General features: G+C 41.7%; 14 protein-coding genes. 11 read left to right on the top strand and 3 right to left on the bottom strand.

Annotated elements, in window-relative coordinates; all coding sequences use genetic code 11:
* On the bottom strand, window positions 1-972 hold the full coding sequence (locus BET01_RS14045) for a helix-turn-helix domain-containing protein (RefSeq protein ID WP_158585071.1): 972 nt from the start codon (window positions 970-972) through the stop codon (window positions 1-3).
* A gap of 313 nt (window positions 973-1,285) precedes the next feature.
* On the opposite strand from BET01_RS14045, the gene BET01_RS14040 reads away from it, so the two are divergent.
* The 6 genes from BET01_RS14040 to BET01_RS14015 all read left to right on the top strand — a co-directional run bounded on the left by BET01_RS14040 (window position 1,286) and on the right by BET01_RS14015 (window position 7,943).
* Window positions 1,286-2,260, top strand: coding sequence for an ABC transporter substrate-binding protein (locus BET01_RS14040; RefSeq protein WP_243117232.1), 975 nt, complete (start codon window positions 1,286-1,288; stop codon window positions 2,258-2,260).
* 18 nt (window positions 2,261-2,278) lie between these two features.
* Window positions 2,279-3,301, top strand: coding sequence for a FecCD family ABC transporter permease (locus BET01_RS14035; protein ID WP_120197438.1), 1,023 nt, complete (start codon window positions 2,279-2,281; stop codon window positions 3,299-3,301).
* Window positions 3,298-4,314, top strand: a complete 1,017-nt coding sequence (locus BET01_RS14030) for a FecCD family ABC transporter permease (protein WP_120197437.1) — start codon at window positions 3,298-3,300, stop codon at window positions 4,312-4,314. Before BET01_RS14035 ends, BET01_RS14030 begins: the two co-directional genes overlap by 4 nt.
* A 26-nt stretch (window positions 4,315-4,340) precedes the next feature.
* Complete coding sequence (locus BET01_RS14025; protein WP_120197436.1) at window positions 4,341-5,153, top strand: ABC transporter ATP-binding protein; 813 nt, start codon at window positions 4,341-4,343, stop codon at window positions 5,151-5,153.
* Window positions 5,154-5,157: 4 nt separating this feature from the next.
* A complete protein-coding gene (locus BET01_RS14020; protein WP_120197435.1) occupies window positions 5,158-6,882 on the top strand; it encodes an ABC transporter ATP-binding protein in 1,725 nt (574 codons plus the stop codon).
* Window positions 6,883-7,031: 149 nt separating this feature from the next.
* Window positions 7,032-7,943 carry an ROK family protein gene (locus tag BET01_RS14015; protein ID WP_120197434.1) on the top strand — a complete coding sequence of 304 codons (912 nt, stop codon included), beginning with the start codon at window positions 7,032-7,034 and terminating at the stop codon, window positions 7,941-7,943.
* Between the two features lie 70 nt (window positions 7,944-8,013).
* Here BET01_RS14015 and BET01_RS14010 read toward each other — a convergent pair whose 3' ends face one another.
* Complete coding sequence (locus BET01_RS14010; protein WP_120197433.1) at window positions 8,014-9,477, bottom strand: nicotinate phosphoribosyltransferase; 1,464 nt, start codon at window positions 9,475-9,477, stop codon at window positions 8,014-8,016.
* Between the two features lie 1,543 nt (window positions 9,478-11,020).
* Here BET01_RS14010 and ileS point away from each other — a divergent pair.
* From ileS to BET01_RS13985, 5 genes are all read left to right on the top strand, one after another.
* Window positions 11,021-14,134, top strand: a complete 3,114-nt coding sequence (gene ileS / locus BET01_RS14005) for an isoleucine--tRNA ligase (RefSeq protein WP_120197432.1) — start codon at window positions 11,021-11,023, stop codon at window positions 14,132-14,134.
* A gap of 21 nt (window positions 14,135-14,155) precedes the next feature.
* Window positions 14,156-16,615 (top strand): glycogen/starch/alpha-glucan phosphorylase, encoded by a 2,460-nt coding sequence (locus BET01_RS14000; RefSeq protein WP_120197431.1) that lies wholly within the window; start codon window positions 14,156-14,158, stop codon window positions 16,613-16,615.
* 115 nt (window positions 16,616-16,730) lie between these two features.
* Window positions 16,731-17,651: a SpoIID/LytB domain-containing protein gene (locus tag BET01_RS13995; protein ID WP_120197430.1), complete on the top strand. Its 921-nt coding sequence runs from the start codon at window positions 16,731-16,733 to the stop codon at window positions 17,649-17,651.
* Window positions 17,652-17,691: 40 nt separating this feature from the next.
* The gene (locus BET01_RS13990; RefSeq protein WP_120197429.1) at window positions 17,692-18,447 is read left to right on the top strand and encodes a M23 family metallopeptidase; all 756 of its coding nucleotides are present in this window, start codon (window positions 17,692-17,694) and stop codon (window positions 18,445-18,447) included.
* A 106-nt stretch (window positions 18,448-18,553) separates the two neighbouring features.
* On the top strand, window positions 18,554-19,006 hold the full coding sequence (locus BET01_RS13985) for a CBS domain-containing protein (protein ID WP_120197428.1): 453 nt from the start codon (window positions 18,554-18,556) through the stop codon (window positions 19,004-19,006).
* Window positions 19,007-19,051: 45 nt separating this feature from the next.
* Here the strand turns inward: BET01_RS13985 and BET01_RS13980 are convergent.
* Window positions 19,052-19,590, bottom strand: a 539-nt coding sequence (locus tag BET01_RS13980) for an EAL domain-containing protein (RefSeq protein ID WP_147422820.1), incomplete at its 5' end; no start/stop codon positions are given.

The following is a 19,590-nucleotide window of genomic DNA, read 5'->3' as shown; positions in this document are numbered from 1 at the left end:
TTACAACCCAAATCCCTTACGGAATTCACTTGGAGTGATCCCGTGAATCTCTTTAAATGCCGCAGTGAATTTTGCGGCATTTTCGTATCCACATAAGTTGGCAATATTCTTAATGTTTAAGTCATCATCAGCCAACATCTGCATGGCTCGTTTCATAATAGATTCCCTGGTATAAGCGTAAAGAGTTTTACTGTATAAACTTTTAAAGGAAATACGCAGCTTGCTTTCACTCATTTGCGCAATGCGGCATAATTCTTCATTGGAAGGAAGGGATAGAGGGGATTCGTCAATGATTTCCTTGACATGGTAAAGCTTCATCTCATCGCTCCAGGTAACGTAATTGCGGCGTTCGCCTTTTATAGTCTCTTTGTCTCTATTATGGGCAAAGAGGCACAGAAGTTCAATGGCTTTACACAAGTATGCAGGAGGAGGGAGCCTGTCTCCGCGGACGCCCCAGCGAAGCTGCTCCATCACCATCATGACGTTTGGAGCATCTATATGTTGTGGTTTCCACTTCTTTGCATCCGAAACCCGTATGGGATAGGTATAACCCGTAGCAGCTAAAAAATTCTCAATACAGGAGTCAAAGATCAAAACACTGGTAAAACACATGTGCATTCCTGCTGGAATCGTAAGGCGGACAGGTGTTTGACTGCTGATGATGAGATGAGTGAAGGGACTTAACTTTTTGGCTTGTTTTCCTTTTTGCGTAACAGTCATATCACCAGTGTCGATACAAAGAATAAGAAGATATGGCGTTTCAATATTCATCTTATAATCGATTTCCTCATTGGATTGAAACCAGGCACTGGCAACATGCAGACCTTTAGCCGGATTCGTCTCAGAGATCCAGCCATTTTTCCAGGTCCCGGGGAGAGTATGCATGGCATAGTTGCCATGCCACGTTGTATCAAAGCCAAAATATCTGGCAAAAGCTCCCCAGCCTAGGTTGTATTCATCAGTATATTCCATGTCTGTCCTCCTTGTTATCATAGGAAGAGTATATCATGCTTTCCCTTACACTTTCAAGTAAATGTAATCCAAAATGTGATAGGAACAATCCAAAACAGCATGAGAAAAACGGAAGAAAATGTTAAAATGTCCATATAAAATCAGGGTTTAATGTAATGATTCATTGTAATTAACCTCTTTTCAAATTGGCCTTTATGGATTGACAGAAGAGATGGAACATGTTAGAATATCGCGGTGAGTTAGCTTTATCTAACTATAGTTCGGTATACATAATGCCCCCATTCAAAGGAGAGCAATCAAAGGAGATATTATTATGAGAAAATGCAGCAAACGATTTCTTTCTGCTATTTTAGGTATGACAATTATAATGGCAGTCACTGGCTGCCAGAGCAAGAAACAAGATGTAACAAACGAGACTTTGCCGGTTACCAAAACCCAGGTAAGTGAAACCCGCAAGGTACAAACGGTTATGGGAGAGATTGAAGTACCAACAGATCCAAAGAAAGTTGTTGTAAACTGGTATATTGGTGATGTGCTTGCACTTGATTTGAATGTAGTGGGATATTTTGGCTGGTCTCATGAGGGAATGCCTTATTATGATAAAATGATGAAGACAACAGGAATTAAAAATTGGGAACGGGAAGAGGTCATGACCTTGGATCCAGATCTTATTATTACTTATAGTAAAGATGATTACGAAAAGTTTAAAAGCATTGCACCTGTAATTGTCGTTCCAGAAGGGGAGTTAAATCCCATCGATAGAATTATGTTTTTAGGCAAATCAACGGGCCGAGAAGAAAAGGCCCAGGCCGCTGTTGATACCTTCCAGACTAAACTTGCTACTGCAAAAGAAACGCTTCATGGTGATAAGTTTAAGGACAAGACATTTAGCATCAATGAGGATTGGGGCTCTGGTTCTTACGGTATTTATTATGAAACACAGTCAAGAGGAGGCACTCTTCTTTATAATTATCTTGGCTTAAAGAAACCGGAAAAGCTGGAGCAGCTCATTAAGGAAAAAGGAGAAAATAGGGAAGGCTTAAGTTATGAAGTGGCAGCCGATTATTTCGGAGATTACATGCTCTGGTTTCATACCTATGACTCTGCCGAAGGAGAGCCAAGCGAATATGAACAGTCTGCCATATGGAGCAGCCTTCCAGCAGTCATAAATAATCAGGTGGTTAGTATACCAAGCAGTAAGGCCGGCCTCTTTTATTATTCTGATGTGTTAAGCTTAACAGCACAGATGGATTATCTCGTAGATGCCATCAATTCCATAGCGAAATAATCTGGAAAGGAACATAACATGCAAAATCTCCCCAACAAGTGGAAAGGCGCGGCCCGCTTTTCTCTCTATATCGTTCTTGGGGTTGGACTACTAATATTGGTATCGGCAGCCTCCATCTCCTTTGGAGCTGCCGATATGCGTTTGTCCACCGCCTGGGGCGCCGTTTTCAATTTTGATCCCACTTTGACAGAGCATCAAATCATACACGCCCTGCGGTTTCCAAGAACCGTTGCGGATATATTGGTGGGATGCAGCCTTGCAGTCTGTGGAGCACTAATGCAGGGAACCACCAGAAACCCATTGGCAGACTCTGGCCTTATGGGAATTAGCAGCGGTGCGACGTTTGCCATTGCCATTGCTATGGCATTTTTCCCAAGCCGCACCTATGGACAGACCATGGCATTTGCTTTTCTGGGGGCGGCAGTAGCAACCGGAATGACTTATTATATCGCATCTTTGGGAAAGCGGGGAATGACGCCCCAAAGACTGGTGCTGGCCGGAATCTCCATTTCCATGTTATTTGGTGCATTCAGTCAGTATTTTTCTATCAGATACCATCTGGGACAGGCGCTTGCTTACTGGACTGCAGGTGGGACGGCCGGAGCTAAATGGAGTGAGCTTGCCATTGTTGCTCCCTTTTTTATTGGAGGTGTGCTTGTTGCAATTGCCATATCTCCATCCGTTACTGTTATGAGTTTAGGAGAAGATGTGGCAATTGGACTTGGAATGAATACAAACATCTTAAAAGGAATTTCAACAGTAGTGGTGTTGGTTCTCACCGGTCTTTCAGTTGTTGTAGTAGGCCCAGTTGGATTTGTAGGCTTAATTACGCCCCATATCGTGCGTTATTTCGTGGGGGTGGATTATCGCTATATCATACCAGCTTCCGGGCTTTACGGCGCTCTTTTAACGGTATTTGCTGATCTTACGGGAAGACTGATCAATAAACCTTATGAGACTCCTCTTGGTATCATCTTTGCAGTGATTGGTGTCCCTTACTTCCTTTATCTTGCAAAAAAACAAAGGAGGGAATTTGAATGAAAAAGAAACGGTTCACTCTGGGACGGGGAGTGATGATTCTTGCTCTTCTAGTGGTTATTATGGTGGCAATCGCTGTGATCAGTATCAATTCTGGCAAGATGAGCCTATCAATATCTGAGGTATTTCAGGTAATCCTTGGAAAAGGAACGGATAAACAAAATCTCATCATATTCGAATTTCGTCTGCCCCGCATTGTTTTAGCAGTTTTAGTTGGTATTGGTATGGGTGCCTCAGGCTGCATCATGCAAAGCCTTCTTAGAAATGATATGGCAAGCCCGGGTACTCTGGGAATCAGCTCAGGTTCCGGACTATTTGTCTTAATCTTTGTAGTCATGTTTGCTTCAAAAGGGACCTCCTCCGCTTTTGTTCTACCTCTTCTCGCTTTTGTGGGAGGTATGACAGCCGCAGGACTTATCTTTATCCTTTCCTATCGAAGGGGAAGAGATATATCTCCAACCGGTCTGATTTTAACCGGAATCGCCTTATCCAGCGGATATGGTGCCCTTACGACCCTTCTTACCTTAAAGCTGGATCAAAATCAGATGGACTTTATGCAACGTTGGGGCGCTGGAAGTCTTTGGGGAGATGATTGGAGGTACCTGGCAGTGCTGGCCCCCTGGACTCTTATTTTGATCCTTTACGTGATTTATAAATCCCGGATTTTAAATACACTGCATCTTGGAAATGAAACAGCCACTGGCCTTGGTGTTGCCGTAAAACCAGAATTTTTAGGGCTGTCCATTGCGGCAGTAGCTCTGGCCTCCGGCGGTGTTGCCCTTGGCGGAAATTTCTTTTTTGTGGGAATGATTTCTCCCCATATGGCAAGGAAGATCGTTGGACCAAACCACAAGTTTCTCTTACCAGCCTCCTGTCTAACAGGAGCAATTCTTATACTGTTTGCCGACACCATTACCCGTTCTATCAGTCTAGGAACTGATGTGCCCACAGGAATTGTCATCACTGTTTTAAGCACCCCTTACTTTTTATATTTGTTAGGAAAATCAAACGGGTAGCTTATATTCTTAGAAAAGGAGGATTTATGAACAGCATTACAACGGAAAATTTAGATATTGCATACGACGATGACCTGATTGTAGAATCATTGGACATTAACATACCACACGGAAAGGTAACGACCATCATTGGACCTAACGGCTGTGGTAAATCCACCGTATTAAAAGCCGTGGGGCGTATCCTAAAGCCGAAAAATGGTATGGTGTATTTAAATGGAGATGATATCAGAACGCTTTCAACCAAGGAAATCGCTAAGAAAATGGCGATTCTTCCTCAGTCACCATCAGCTCCAAGTGGCTTAACCGTCAGCGAATTAGTAGCTTATGGCAGGTTTCCTCATCAGAAAGGATTTGGAAAGCTGACCTCAGAAGATAAAAAAATTATCCAATGGGCCCTTTCTGTCACAAAGCTGACAGAATTTGAGAACCGGGAGGTAGACACACTTTCCGGAGGACAAAGACAGCGTGTCTGGATATCCATGGCCCTGGCACAACAGACAGATTTAATTCTTCTTGATGAGCCGACCACTTATCTGGATCTTGCCCATCAGTTAGAAGTTTTGGAACTGTTATACGATCTAAACCGCAGACAAGGCTGCACCATTGCGATGGTTCTTCATGATTTAAACTTGGCCGCTCGTTTTTCTGATTATATGATTGCAATCCGCTCGGGCAAAGTCATAAAGCATGGAACCCCGGAAGAAGTCATGACGCCTGACGTACTTAAGGAAGCCTTCTTCATTGATGCACAGGTCGTTCATGAGCCAAAAACTGGTCGGCCGGTTTGTCTTACCTACAATCTTTTACCCGCTGCCCCTGTATCTGGAAAGGAGGTGTAGGTTTATGGAGACAGCCATTCGAATATTTAAAGAGGCAAGAAAATACTGGATTTTTCTTATTGCTGGTCTGCTTTCTTTGATTATTTCAACTGCAGCCGGATTTTACATGCCGTGGGCACTTCGTGAACTTACGGGACTTGCTACGGAGGGATCTGCTGATTTTGGAAAAGAGGCTCTGCGCATCGGTCTTTTTTTATTGTTTACCACCGCGCTACAAGCAGCTGGTAGCTCCGCTTCCGGTTATTTAAATCATTATGCTGCTCTTAATTATGTGGCTGATTTAAGAACAAGACTTTACAGCAAGCTTCAGCATATGAGTCTTAAGTATTTTCACAAAAGCCGTACCGGTGATTTGACGGGCCGTGTGGTAAGCGACTCACTGGATGCAGAAGTGCTTCTCGCTCATGTGATTCCAGATTTCGCTTCCAATATCCTCACCTTTATTGGCGTGGGAGCACTTCTTTTTACCATCAACTGGAGATTGGCATTTATGAGCCTAATAACGATCCCCATCCTTGTGTGGATCACCATTTGGCAAAGCAAACATGTTTCACCAGTCTGGAAAGAAAATTCCAAGGTGAGGGGAGAGCTGGCTGGAACGGTGCAAGATAACCTTTCCGGAATCAAAGAGATTCAGATATTTAACCAGCAAAAGCAAGAAGAACTGAAGGTAACTGACTTATCAAAAAGACATAGCATGGCTTATCTTCGTGCCAGCTTCTTTTTTGAAACAACGTATCCTTTGTTGGCATTTGTAACGGCACTTGGTACTGTGCTTGTAATTGTGTACGGAGGTCACCTGGTTAGCGTGGGCAGTGTTTCCATCGCTGATATCGTAGGTTTTGTCATGTACCTTTCTATGTTTTACGGCCCGGTGAAAAGTTTTTCCGGCCTTGTGGAACGTGCAGGAGAGGCATCAGCAGGATGCCGCCGTGTGTTTGAGGTCATAGATGAGATTTCAGATGTAAAGGAAGCGGAGCATGTAACTGTGCTGCCTCGCGTACGTGGAGAAATCCAGCTTCAGAACTTATCCTTTTCCTACAATGAAGAGATTCCCGTTCTCGAAAACGTGAACCTTACCATAAAAGCAGGCCATACCGTAGCTTTAGTAGGAACAACGGGTGTGGGAAAGAGTACCATTGCCAATCTAGTAAACCGATTTTACGATCCTCAAAAGGGGGCGGTATTAGTAGATGGTGTCGATATCCGTGAGGTTTCCTTAGAAAGTCTAAGAGATAATATTTCCATGGTGCTTCAAGATACCTTCCTATTTCATGGAACGGTATATGAAAATATTGCTTATGGCTGGAAGGAAGCAACGAGAGAACAGGTAATTGCAGCAGCAGAAGCCGCCAATGCTCACACCTTTATCGAAGCCTTAGAACAGGGATATGAAACGCAAATTGGGGAGCGAGGCATCCGACTGTCAGGTGGACAGAAGCAGAGACTTTCGATTGCCAGAGCTATTTTGCGTAATTCCCCCATCTTAATTTTAGATGAAGCCACCTCTGCACTTGATGCAAAGACGGAAGCGGAGATTCAGGAAGCCCTTGATGAAGTGTCGAAGGAACGCACCACACTGGTAATTGCTCACAGGCTTTCTACCATTCGTCATGCAGACCAGATTGTAGTATTAGATGGAACAGGAATTGCACAAACAGGGACTCATGATGAGTTAATCGCACAAGGCGGGCCCTATGCAAAACTCTATGAAGTATCAAAAAATTAAAAAATAGTATAAAAACATATTGCCTTTTATTTCACAAAATAATAAGATAAGACATAGCTTAGGTTGTCAGGGGAATCTGGGAGGGGTTAGTTGTCCTGATATTAGCTTTTTAGCATGATTTTACACATAAGCATGACAGGAGGAGAAGGATGAGATACTTGGCAATTGATAATGGAGGAACTTTTATCAAATATGCTGTGATGGATGATCTTGGTACTATTTTGGAAAAAGGCAAAGAACCAACACCCGACAAGAAAAAAACAGCAGAAGATTATTTTAACGTTTTAGATCAGATTGTTCTGCCTAGAAGACATGACATAGGTGGGATTGCATTTAGCACTCCCGGGCAGGTGGATGTTGATACAGGCTTCTTACATACAGCAGGTGGACTTGTTTACCTCATGGGTCTTAACCTGTGTGAAGAAATACAGAAACGATATGGATTGCCCTCTTCTGTAGACAATGACGCAAAATGTGCCGCCATGGCGGAGCAATGGAACGGAAGCCTTAAGGGAGTAAGAAACGGAGCTGTCATTGTACTTGGCACCGGTGTAGGAATGGGCCTTATTATTGATGGCAAATTATACCGTGGCTCTAATTACACAGCAGGTGAGATCAGCTTTATTAATCTGGATCTGGACAACCCAAAGCGTTCTGAAAGTTATATGGCGGTTACCGGCTCTTCTTTGGCACTTGGTCGTACCTATGCAAAAGAAACGGGAATTGATCCGTCCGAAATAGATGGAGTCAGAATGTTTGAACTAATCAATCAGGGAGAGGAAACTGCCTGCAAGGTTCTTCATAATTATGTGAAAAAGCTTGCTGGAAGCATCTATAATTTTCAGACCCTTTTGGATTTGGAGGTTATTGCTATAGGTGGTGGGATTAGTCAGCAGCCTATATTATTAGAAGAGATCAGAAAAGAGATGGATTATCTCTTCGAAGCCCATCCCAGTGCAGCTTATGGTATAGCGGTAAAAAAACCAAAAATCACAGCATGTGAATTTTATAATGATTCCAATTTAAGAGGAGCACTGTATTATTTTCTTAATAGGAAGTAATTGAAAAAAGAGGAACATGAACCCGTAGAAGGTTCATGCTCCTCTTTCATTGATTTGGTTATATCTATCATCAGGAGTTGGTAAAATGATAGCTGTCCAACAATTGATTTTTCATCTCCCAAAGCTTCTTAGAGAGATCCACATGGACTTCGTGAGGATTGACTAGACGTCTTGATTCATCCCAAAGTGTGTTAAGCTCATGTTTGCAGTATTCCTGAATATCCATGACAGCCGGTGAATGATAAATACATTCTCCACCCTTAAATACCTGGATCATAAGGTCACGAACCGTATAAGTGTCAGGTGCCAGATAGGTTTTCTTCCATGTCTCTATTGGATCAAAGAGGAGCAGGGAATCGCTTTCTTTTATTGTTTCTCCTGTCAGGCAAATTAAGTCTGCGATAATTTTCCCGGTTTCCCGGCTGTAGATTCGTTTGATTTCCTTATTGCCTGGATTGGTGATTTTCTCTGCGTTTTCAGAAAGCTTGATTTTAGGAATAAACTCTCCTGTTTTCTTATCCATGATGGCTGCTAATTTATATACTCCGCCAAAGGAAGGGCAGTCTTTGGAGGTGATTAGATTGGTTCCTACGCCCCAGGAATTAATGGTTGCGCCCTGTATCTTCAAACTGTTGATTAATGTTTCATCAAGATCATTGGAAGCCGAAATAATGGCATCCGGGAAACCTGCTTCCACAAGCATTCGTTTTGCCTTTTTGGAAAGGTAGGCCAAATCTCCGCTGTCTAAGCGTATGCCGTAATTGGAAAATGGTATGCCTGCCTCCCTCATTTCTTTAAACACTGTTATGGCATTGGGAACGCCGGATTTTAATGTATCATAAGTGTCCACTAACAAAATACAAGCGGTAGGATAGAGCTTCGCGTAATTACGGAAAGCAGTCAGCTCATCAGGAAAGCTCATAATCCAGCTATGGGCATGAGTTCCTTTAATGGGAACACCAAACATCTTACCAGCCAATACGTTAGATGTGCCGACACAGCCTGCAATCATAGCAGCTCTGGCGCCATAGATTCCTGCATCTGGTCCTTGTGCGCGGCGCAGACCAAATTCCATAACTCCATCTCCGTCAGCTGCATAAACCACTCGTGCTGTTTTGGTAGCAATTAGACTCTGATGATTAATAATGGTAAGAAGAGCGGTTTCTACTAACTGTGCTTCCATAATGGGTGCAATTACTTTTATAAGTGGTTCCCGTGGGAATATGACAGTGCCTTCTGGTATGGCATAGATATCCCCGGAAAACTTAAATTTGCGAAGATATTCAAGAAAGTCTTCTTCAAACAAGCCGGTGGACCTGAGATAATCCACATCGTCTTCATGAAAACTAAGTTCATTGATGTATTCAATGACCTGTTCTAGACCTGCACTGATGGCGTATCCGTTTCCACTTGGATTGCTGCGGTAGAAAGCGTCAAATATGACCGTTTCGTTGGCGTCTTTTTCTTTGAAATACCCCTGCATCATAGTCAATTCGTAGAGGTCTGTTAATAAAGTCAAATTGCGCTGGCTCATAATTATTCTCCTTTTGCAAATTCGTTTCCCATAAGATACAAAATCACTGATAAGGCGGACCTATGAGAGATATATTATTGCGGTATTTTCATTTAAATAAAGTAATCTTCATTTATGGAAATAGGGTGGTTGAATATAAATCATACTTCCATGAAACATGGTACACATCACGATGAACTGATTTAAGTATTACTATCATGCCCACATATCATATTTTTTCATTTCGGTAAGAATTATATTTGTTTTTTCATTCCGAGGAATGTTTTGACCTGTTGCCACTCCGCAAATTAGTACAATAGAAACGAATGATATGTAAAGCAGTTTATGTATTAAGACTGCCTATCTACTTGGTATCTAAAAATGTCTTTTAAGGATTATACCACAAGATCGTAAAAATACAACGGGATTGATAAAAAAATAACAATATCTTTCTATCAATAAAGAAAAGTCAGTTACTAAAAAGTATAAACAAATTAAATTAACTGAATAATTACATACAATATGACAATTAATAATTTATACTCAAAATAACTATAAAATGACTTGCTAATTAAAGAGAGATGATGTATAATAAAGCCATCAACAAAAGATAAATACAAAAACCATTTTTCATAAATAACGAAAGATGGCAAGATAAAGGAGGTCGATTCCACCAGAGATAACAGATTAGCCTGATTTCAAAATAGAGATACAGGCAATAGGACCACCTATCACTTTTGCAAGAAGCGTATCAGGTGATGAATAAATGCGAAAGCATGGATGAAACCAGAACAACATTTACCAATCTTATGTATGCCTATAGTTGGTTACAACTGCAAGGGAATTAAAATTTACCAAACAGGAGGTTAACAATATAGAAAATAAATCTAAGAATGCAATTTAATTAGTTGGTAGATGAGGCTTACAAGCAAAAGGAAACGGGAACAAATTCATATTGAGCAATCCAAGGATTGCCAAAGTAAAATAACGAGAGAAAGGTATCTAAGAACCAATGGTTGAAGTTATGTAGAACGGGTGTCGAATTTCATTAATATGATTCGGTGCCCGTTCTTATGTTTTACCTTATTAACTCAAACCAAAATGGCCTTGACATTTCATTTCTTAAATCCTATAATTAGGAAGTATATATAAAATCTACTTATATTAAAAAGAAAAACGTTGATGGAGACAGTAGGTCTTAGCGAAATGAACAGAGAGCCGGGGAGGGTGGAAACCTGGTGAAAGTAGCTGGAATCGAATATCACTCCGGAGTTTCCGGCTGAACGCTTTGGCATTAGGTCAGGACGTAGTTTCTGCGTTAAAGAAAAGCATATGTTGGTATGCGATAATAGGTGGTATAGCGAAGCGCAAATATTGACTTCGTCCTGTTTACGGGACGGAGCTTTTTTTATGTAATAGGAAATGCACCTATTACATAAAAAGCCCTACCGGGCGGGATGCACATGCCACGCTTAAGGAAGATTGCCACTATCGTGTCAGCGTGTCAGCACTAGAGTCTGTCAAGCCAGGCTCTTATTATAAAAAGAAATGGAGGTCGCAAACGATGTATAGAAAAGTTCCTACAGACTTGAATTTTGTAGCGAGAGAAAAAGAGGTTGAAAAATTCTGGGAGGATCGTGAGATCTTTAAAAAGAGCATGGAAAACCGGAAGGAAGCGGAGACTTATACGTTTTATGATGGTCCCCCAACCGCAAACGGAAAGCCTCATATCGGCCATGTTTTAACTCGTGTTATTAAAGATATGATACCAAGATATCGTACCATGAAAGGGTATGACGTTCCACGTAAGGCAGGCTGGGATACTCATGGACTTCCAGTAGAGCTGGAAGTTGAAAAGGCTTTAGGCCTTGATGGGAAAGAGCAGATTGAAGAATATGGTCTGGAACCGTTTATTAAATATTGTAAGGAAAGCGTTTGGAAATACAAAGGAATGTGGGAGGATTTTTCAAAGACCGTAGGCTTTTGGGCGGATATGGATGATCCTTACGTTACCTATGAAAATAATTTTATTGAATCAGAGTGGTGGGCATTAAAGCAGATTTGGGAAAAGAGACTTCTTTATAAAGGGTTTAAGATTGTTCCCTATTGTCCAAGATGTGGAACTCCTTTATCCAGCCACGAGGTTGCTCAGGGTTATAAGGATGTAAAAGAACGTTCTGCTATTGTACGTTTTAAAGTAAAAGGGGAAGATGCTTATATTCTTGCATGGACCACAACTCCATGGACACTTCCTTCTAACGTTGGTCTTTGTGTCAATCCAAAGGAAACCTATGTAAAGGTAAAGAGTGGAGATTATACCTATTATATGGCAGAAGCTCTTTGCGAAAAGGTACTGGGAGAGGGTTTTGACGTACTTGAGACTTATGTGGGCAAGGATTTAGAGTATAAGGAATATGAGCCTTTGTTTGACTTTGTACAGCCAGAGAAAAAAGCTTATTTCGTTACTTGCGATACCTATGTTACGCTGACCGATGGTACTGGTGTGGTTCATATTGCCCCAGCCTTTGGTGAAGACGATTCCAAGGTAGGTAAAAAATACGATCTTCCTTTTGTACAGCTTGTAAATGCAGCAGGAGAGATGACAAAGGAAACCAAATGGGAAGGTGTTTTCTGTAAGAAGGCTGATCCTATGATCTTAACGGATCTGGAAGAAAGAGGACTCTTATTCTCTGCACCTACGTTTGAGCATAGCTATCCACATTGCTGGAGATGCGATACTCCATTGATCTATTATGCAAGAGAATCCTGGTTTATTAAGATGACAGATGTAAAAGAGGATTTGATTCGCAATAACAATACCATCAACTGGATTCCAGAAAGCATTGGAAAAGGACGTTTCGGTGACTGGCTTGAGAATGTTCAGGACTGGGGAATTAGTAGAAACCGTTATTGGGGAACACCGCTTAATGTGTGGGAATGCGAGTGCGGACATCAGCACGCCATCGGAAGCATCGAAGAATTAAAGAAGATGTCTAAGAACTGCCCCGATGAAATCGAGCTTCACAGACCATATATTGATGCAGTGACCATTACCTGTCCAGAGTGCGAAAAGCAAATGAAGAGAGTTCCAGAAGTAATCGATTGTTGGTTTGATTCTGGATCCATGCCATTTGCACAGCACCACTATCCATTTGAAAATAAAGAAATATTTGAGCAGCAGTTCCCGGCAGACTTCATTTCCGAGGCTGTGGACCAGACAAGAGGATGGTTTTATTCCCTTCTTGCCATTTCCACTTTAATTTTTAATCAAGCGCCTTATAAGAATGTAATTGTTCTCGGCCATGTTCAGGATGAGAATGGTCAGAAGATGAGCAAATCAAAGGGAAATGCAGTTGATCCGTTTGAATCTCTTAAGACATATGGAGCAGACGCTATCCGGTGGTACTTCTATGTTAATAGTGCGCCATGGCTCCCTAACCGTTTTCACGGAAAGGCAGTCATGGAAGGACAGCGCAAATTTATGGGTACTCTTTGGAATACCTATGCATTCTTTGTGCTTTATGGGAATATTGATGAATTTGACCCCACAAAATATACGCTAGATTACGATAAGCTTCCGGTTATGGATAAATGGCTGTTGTCTAAGTTAAATACTTTGGTGAAAACCGTGGATACCTGCTTAGAGAATTATCAGATTCCAGAATCTGCAAGAGCGCTTCAGGAATTTGTAGATGATATGAGTAACTGGTATGTCCGCAGAAGTAGAGAGCGTTTCTGGGCGAAGGGGATGGAGCAGGATAAGATCAATGCTTATATGTCTCTTTACACCGCACTTGTTACTGTAAGTAAGGTAGCGGCGCCTCTGATTCCATTTATGACAGAGCAGATTTATCAAAATCTTGTTTGTAGCGTTGATAAAACAGCGCCGGAAAGTATTCACTTATGTGATTATCCAGAAGTGAAAGAATCCTTTATCGATAAGCAGTTAGAAGATAACATGGATGAAGTATTAAAAATAGTTGTTATGGGCCGTGCTGCAAGAAATACAGCGAACATCAAAAACCGTCAGCCAATTGGTCAGATGTTTGTAAAGGCACCTCACACACTTCCAGTCTTTTATCAGGAAATCATTGAGGAAGAACTGAATGTGAAAAAAGTGGTATTTACAGACGATGTACGGGATTTCACTTCCTATAGCTTTAAGCCTCAGTTAAAGACCGTAGGTCCAAAATACGGCAAACAGCTTGGCAATATTAAAAACGCCCTTTTAGAAGTGAACGGCAATGAGGCAATGGACACATTAAACAATTCAGGTGCACTAACCTTTACCTTTAACGGGGAAGAAGTTGTACTTACAAAAGAAGATTTACTTATCGATACGGCTCAGACAGAAGGATATATTTCTGAGGGAGATAATACGATAACCGTAGTACTAGATACGAATTTGACACCAGAGCTTTTGACAGAAGGTTTTGTGCGTGAGCTAATCAGTAAGATTCAGACCATGCGTAAAGAAGCCGGATTTGAAGTTATGGACCATATCCGGGTTTACAGTAAGGGCAATGAAACCATTGGAAGTATCTTAAAGGCTCATGAAGAGGAAGTAAAGAGTGAGGTCCTTGCGGACAGCATTCAATATGAAACAACAGCCGGATATGAAAAGGAATGGAACATAAACGGGGAAAATGTGACCTTAGGTGTTGAAAAGATTCAGTAAGCGGTGAGGAGGTTTTGTGAAATGGGAATGGGATTTGATAAGGATACCTTTAAAAAAAGCGTTATCTTCAATATGAAGAACGTATTTCGCAGGACAGTGGATGAGGCAACTAAAGAGCAGATGTATCAGGCAGTTGCTTATGCAGTAAAAGATGTAATTATCGATGAATGGATTGCGACCCATAAGGAGTACGAAAAGCAGGATGTGAAGACCCTTTACTACCTGTCCATGGAATTTTTAATGGGCCGTGCTCTTGGAAACAACATCATTAACATCATGGCGCAACCCGAGGTAAAGGAAGTTTTAGATGAGCTTGGCTTTGATTTAAATACCATAGAAGACCAGGAGCCGGACCCGGCTCTTGGTAACGGGGGGTTGGGCCGTCTTGCAGCATGTTTCCTGGACTCTTTGGCAACTCTTGGGTATCCAGCTTACGGCTGTGGTATCCGTTACCGTTACGGTATGTTTAAACAGAAAATTGAAAATGGATACCAGCTGGAAGCGCCTGATGACTGGCTAAAGAATGGATATCCCTTTGAGATTCGCCGTGCCGAATATGCCACCGAGGTTAAATTTGGCGGCTATGTAAACACCGTATGGGAAGAGGGAAAGGAACGTTTTGTGCAGGAGGGATATCAGTCTGTCCGCGCCGTTCCTTACGACATGCCTATTGTAGGTTACGGAAACAATGTGGTGAATACCCTTCGTATCTGGGATGCAGAAGCCATCAATACGTTTAGTCTCGATTCCTTTGACAAAGGCGACTATCAAAAAGCCGTTGAACAGCAAAACCTTGCAAAAACCATTGTAGAAGTTTTATATCCCAATGACAACCACTATGCTGGAAAAGAGCTCCGCTTAAAGCAGCAGTATTTCTTCATCTCTGCAAGCGTACAAAGAGCCGTTGTAAAGTACATGGAAACCCATGGTGACATCCATGGGTTCTATGAAAAGACGGTGTTCCAGCTCAATGACACCCATCCTACCGTAGCAGTGCCTGAGCTCATGAGGATTCTCCTTGATGAGTACAGACTTGGCTGGGATGAAGCGTGGGAGATTACCACAAAAACCTGTGCATACACCAATCACACCATTATGTCGGAAGCTCTTGAGAAATGGCCTATTGAGCTGTTTTCCAGACTCCTTCCAAGAATTTATCAGATCGTAGAAGAAATTAATCGCCGGTTCCAGCAAAAGATTATGGAGATGTATCCCGGCAATCAGGATAAAGTACGAAGCATGGCCATTATCTACGACGGTCAGGTTCGCATGGCAAACTTAGCCATTGTTGGAGGCTTCTCTGTAAACGGAGTCGCAAGACTTCATACGGAGATCCTAAAAGAACAGGAATTAAAAGATTTTTATCAGATGATGCCGGATAAATTCAACAACAAAACAAACGGCATCACCCAGAGACGTTTTCTTCTCCATGGAAATCCTCTCCTTGCAGATTGGGTAACAAAGAAGATTGGGAAGGAATGGATCGTTAATCTTCCTCACATTCATCGTCTTGCTGTTTATGCAGATGATCCCAAATGTCAGCAGGAATTTATGGATATCAAATATCAAAATAAAGTTCGTCTGGCAAATTATATCAAAGAACATAACGGGATTGACATAGATCCAAGGTCCATCTTTGATGTGCAGGTAAAACGCCTTCATGAGTATAAGCGTCAGCTAATGAACATACTTCACGTGATGTACTTATACAATCAATTAAAAGATAATCCCAATATGGATATGGTGCCAAGGACCTTTATCTTTGGCGCAAAGGCTGCTGCCGGCTATAAGAGAGCTAAGCTGACCATTAAGTTAGTTAATGCGGTGGCTGAAGTAATCAATCGTGACCGTAGCATCGGCGATAAGATTAAAGTGGTATTCATTGAAGATTACAAGGTTTCCAATGCGGAAATTATCTTCGCGGCTGCAGATGTCAGTGAACAGATTTCCACGGCAAGCAAAGAGGCTTCCGGTACTGGCAATATGAAATTTATGCTAAATGGTGCCTTGACCCTTGGAACCATGGATGGAGCAAATGTGGAGATTATAGAGGAAGTGGGAGCAGAGTATGCCTTTATCTTTGGAATGACTTCCGATGAAGTAATCCGCTATGAAAAAGAAGGCGGATATGACCCCATGGAAATCTTTAATCAAGATTTCGAGATCCGAAGAGTGCTTATGCAGTTAATTAATGGTTACTACTCTCCAGAAGATCCAGAGCTGTTCCGGGATATCTACAACTCCTTATTAAATACGGCTAGCAGTGATCGGGCAGATACTTATTTTATCCTGAAGGATTTTAAATCATATGCAGATGCAAGGAGCCGAATTGGTCAGGCGTATCAAGATGAAGCATGGTGGGCAAAGGCTGCTATGCTAAATGTGGCATGTAGCGGTAAATTTTCCTCTGACCGTACCATCTCAGAATATGTAAACGATATCTGGCACTTAAGTAAGGTAAAAGTAGAGCTGGAAGAATAAAGATTTAAAACGCTTCGGAAGTGATTCCGAGGCGTTTTTTTGCATATATTGAACAAGGCCTTGGACTAAAATGGTAGTAACGGATTCTATATCCAGGCAGAAAGGTGGTATGATCATGGTAAAAAAGATGACACTGGCATGTATTATTGCCCTGTTATTTCCTTATATTATAACTTTGGCCTGGACGGGTAAAATAGAAGTGAAAAAGAACTTTCCCATGGAAACAAGTGGGAAGACCATAATTCTTGATCGAAAAGGTGCATCTTCGTCCATGGATGTAGAGGAATACCTGCCAGGAGTGGTTGCAAAGCAAATGCCTGCTGATTTTGGAAAAGAAGCCTTAAGAGCCCAGGCAATTATTGCAAGAACTTATATTTATGGAAAGATGAACGGTAAAAATGAAATAAACGAATCAGAGCTACACATGGAGTATCTGGAAAAAAAGCAAATGGAACGGCTTTGGGGAAGCGAATCCTTCGTGGCAAGTTATGCACTCATCGAGAATGCAGTACGTTCGACTTCTAAAATGGCCATGACTTACAATGGAACGTTAATTGATCCGTTGTTTCACAGAGCCAGTACAGGTATGACAAGAGCTGGGGACAATAATCATCCTTATCTTCAGCCGGTGGATGCGAAACGAGATGTGGAGGCAGATGGGTATTTGTCTGTAGCAGAATTAAGCAAAGAAGATTTTGTGGGGAAAATAAACCAGATATCAGGCGACGTTCCAGTAAAACCAGATCAAGTACCAGGAAGTATACAAATTATTAGTCGGGATCAAGGTGGCTATGTGGGACAGATTCAAATAGGAACAAAAACATATAGTGGGGAAGATATTCAGCGAGCCCTTCAATTGCCTTCTACATCTTTTTCCTTTGAAGAATATGAGGGTGGAATTCGCATTGTTTGCCAGGGAATTGGGCATGGTTACGGCATGAGTCAGTTCGGAGCAAAATGCAAAGCAGAGGAAGGTTGGTCAGCAGAAAAAATTCTGTCTTATTTTTATAAAAATATTGTAATTAATCCTGTATAACTCTTTCACTCTTGGTAAGAATATTATCGAGGTGATAAACGTGAAAGAGAGAATAGGTCAAATGTTCAAGGATAAAGTATTCCTTGTCCTATTGGTTCTAGGCCTGCTGACTATAGTTGCTGCAGCAGGAGTTATTACTGTTCAAAGAGGAAATGGTGGAGGAGAAAGTCCTTATCTAAAGGTACCGGACCAGAGCAACATGATTGTTCAGGAGTCTGTTCCCCAGGAAACACAGGTTGCAGTTGCAGGAGAATCTAACGCAACGAAGAAAGAAGAAATGCAGGCGGTTGATTCAGGTAAAGCCACTGCGAAACAAGAAACACAGGCACCGGCAGTAAAAGCCGGAACAGACAAAAATGCTGCTAAGTCTCTGGTACTTAATTTTACCGACGCTGCCAGAATGACATGGCCGGTAAAGGGAAATGTTATTTTAGACTACAGCATGGATTCAACCATCTACTTCCCAACTCTGGATCAGTATAAATGCAATCCAGGTGTTGTGATCCAGGGAGATGTAAGCACACCGGTTGTCGCACCAGCTAACGCAAAGGTGAAAGAAATCGGAGCCAATGAAGAAATTGGAAACTATGTTGTCCTTGATCTGGGCAACAAATATACCACTGTTTGCGGCCAATTAAAAGAGCTGCAGGTAAAACAAAATGAATATGTGAAAGAGGGTCAGGTTTTAGGCTATATTGCAGAACCTACCAAGTATTATTCCGTAGAAGGAGCTAACATATTCTTCGAACTCACTCATGAGGACAAAGCAATTGATCCTCTCAATCAGATGAAATAACAAGAAAGACTTCTGGAAAAAAGTTATAAAAAAATAATAAATTGTTCATACGCGATTAAGAGTCGTCTGCTATACTAATACCGAACAATAAACGGGGAGTGTGGCTATGAACATATTATTTTTTTTAACACCGAAAAACGAAGTGGCTTATATTTACGAGGATGATTCTCTGCGCCAAGCGCTAGAGAAGATGGAGTATCATAAGTACTCAGCCATACCTGTTATCAATCGAACGGGGAAATACGTTGGAACCATCACAGAAGGGGACATGCTTTGGGGCATTAAAAACAAGCTGAGTCTCAGCCTTAAAGAATCAGAGCGGGTGACAGTAGCAGCCATTGACAGGAGATCTGACAACCGTCCCGTATATGCGGATTCTGATATGGAGGGCTTAATTGATAAGGCTTTAATGCAAAATTTTGTCCCTGTAGTCGATGACCAGAAGAATTTCATTGGGATAATTACACGTAAGGATATTATCCGCTATTTCTATGAGAAGTCTCAGGAAGTACAAAGGCCGGCGTTAAAAAGCCAGCCAACAATAGGAAGTAAATTATAAAAAGAAGCGTTTCCTGCCATAACGGTAAGGAAACGCTTCTTTTATTTAGGAACGGCTCATCTTTTGCTTTGCTTCCTCTAACACAGGTATTGAGTCGTCTAAAGTTGTGCCAAGGATCTGTAGAAGTGCATCTTTTTCTAACGTTGGAGAGTAGTAAAAACCTTGCTGAAAATCGCATCCAGCATCAGTCAGTATTGTTACCTGGTTTTCTGTTTCCACACCCTCTGCTATGATGGTTATGTTAAGGTCTTTTGCCATCCTAATAAGGCCTTCCATGATATAACGGGATTTTTCGTTGGTCTCCAACTGCCAGATGAACAGACGCTCAAGCTTTAAAGTATCAACCGGAAGGTCTAGTATGGTGGAGATACCGGAATAGCCGGATCCGAACTCATTGAGGATAAGCTCAACCCCCATGCTTTTTAGTTTCTGCAAAGTTATATTGGCATTTAAGTACCCCATGGTTAAGGCTGATTCTTGAATCTCTAAGGCTAGCTTTCCTTCCGGGATTCCGTACTCTTTTAGAGAGCGCTCTACCTCTTGTGGAAAATCCTCTTGTAAAAGAAGGACTGGGGAGATGGGAA

Origin of the sequence: Lacrimispora algidixylanolytica (assembly GCF_003609635.1) — a bacterium.
GTDB lineage: Bacteria > Bacillota > Clostridia > Lachnospirales > Lachnospiraceae > Lacrimispora > Lacrimispora algidixylanolytica.
This window is presented reverse-complemented; position numbering and strand designations above follow the sequence as displayed.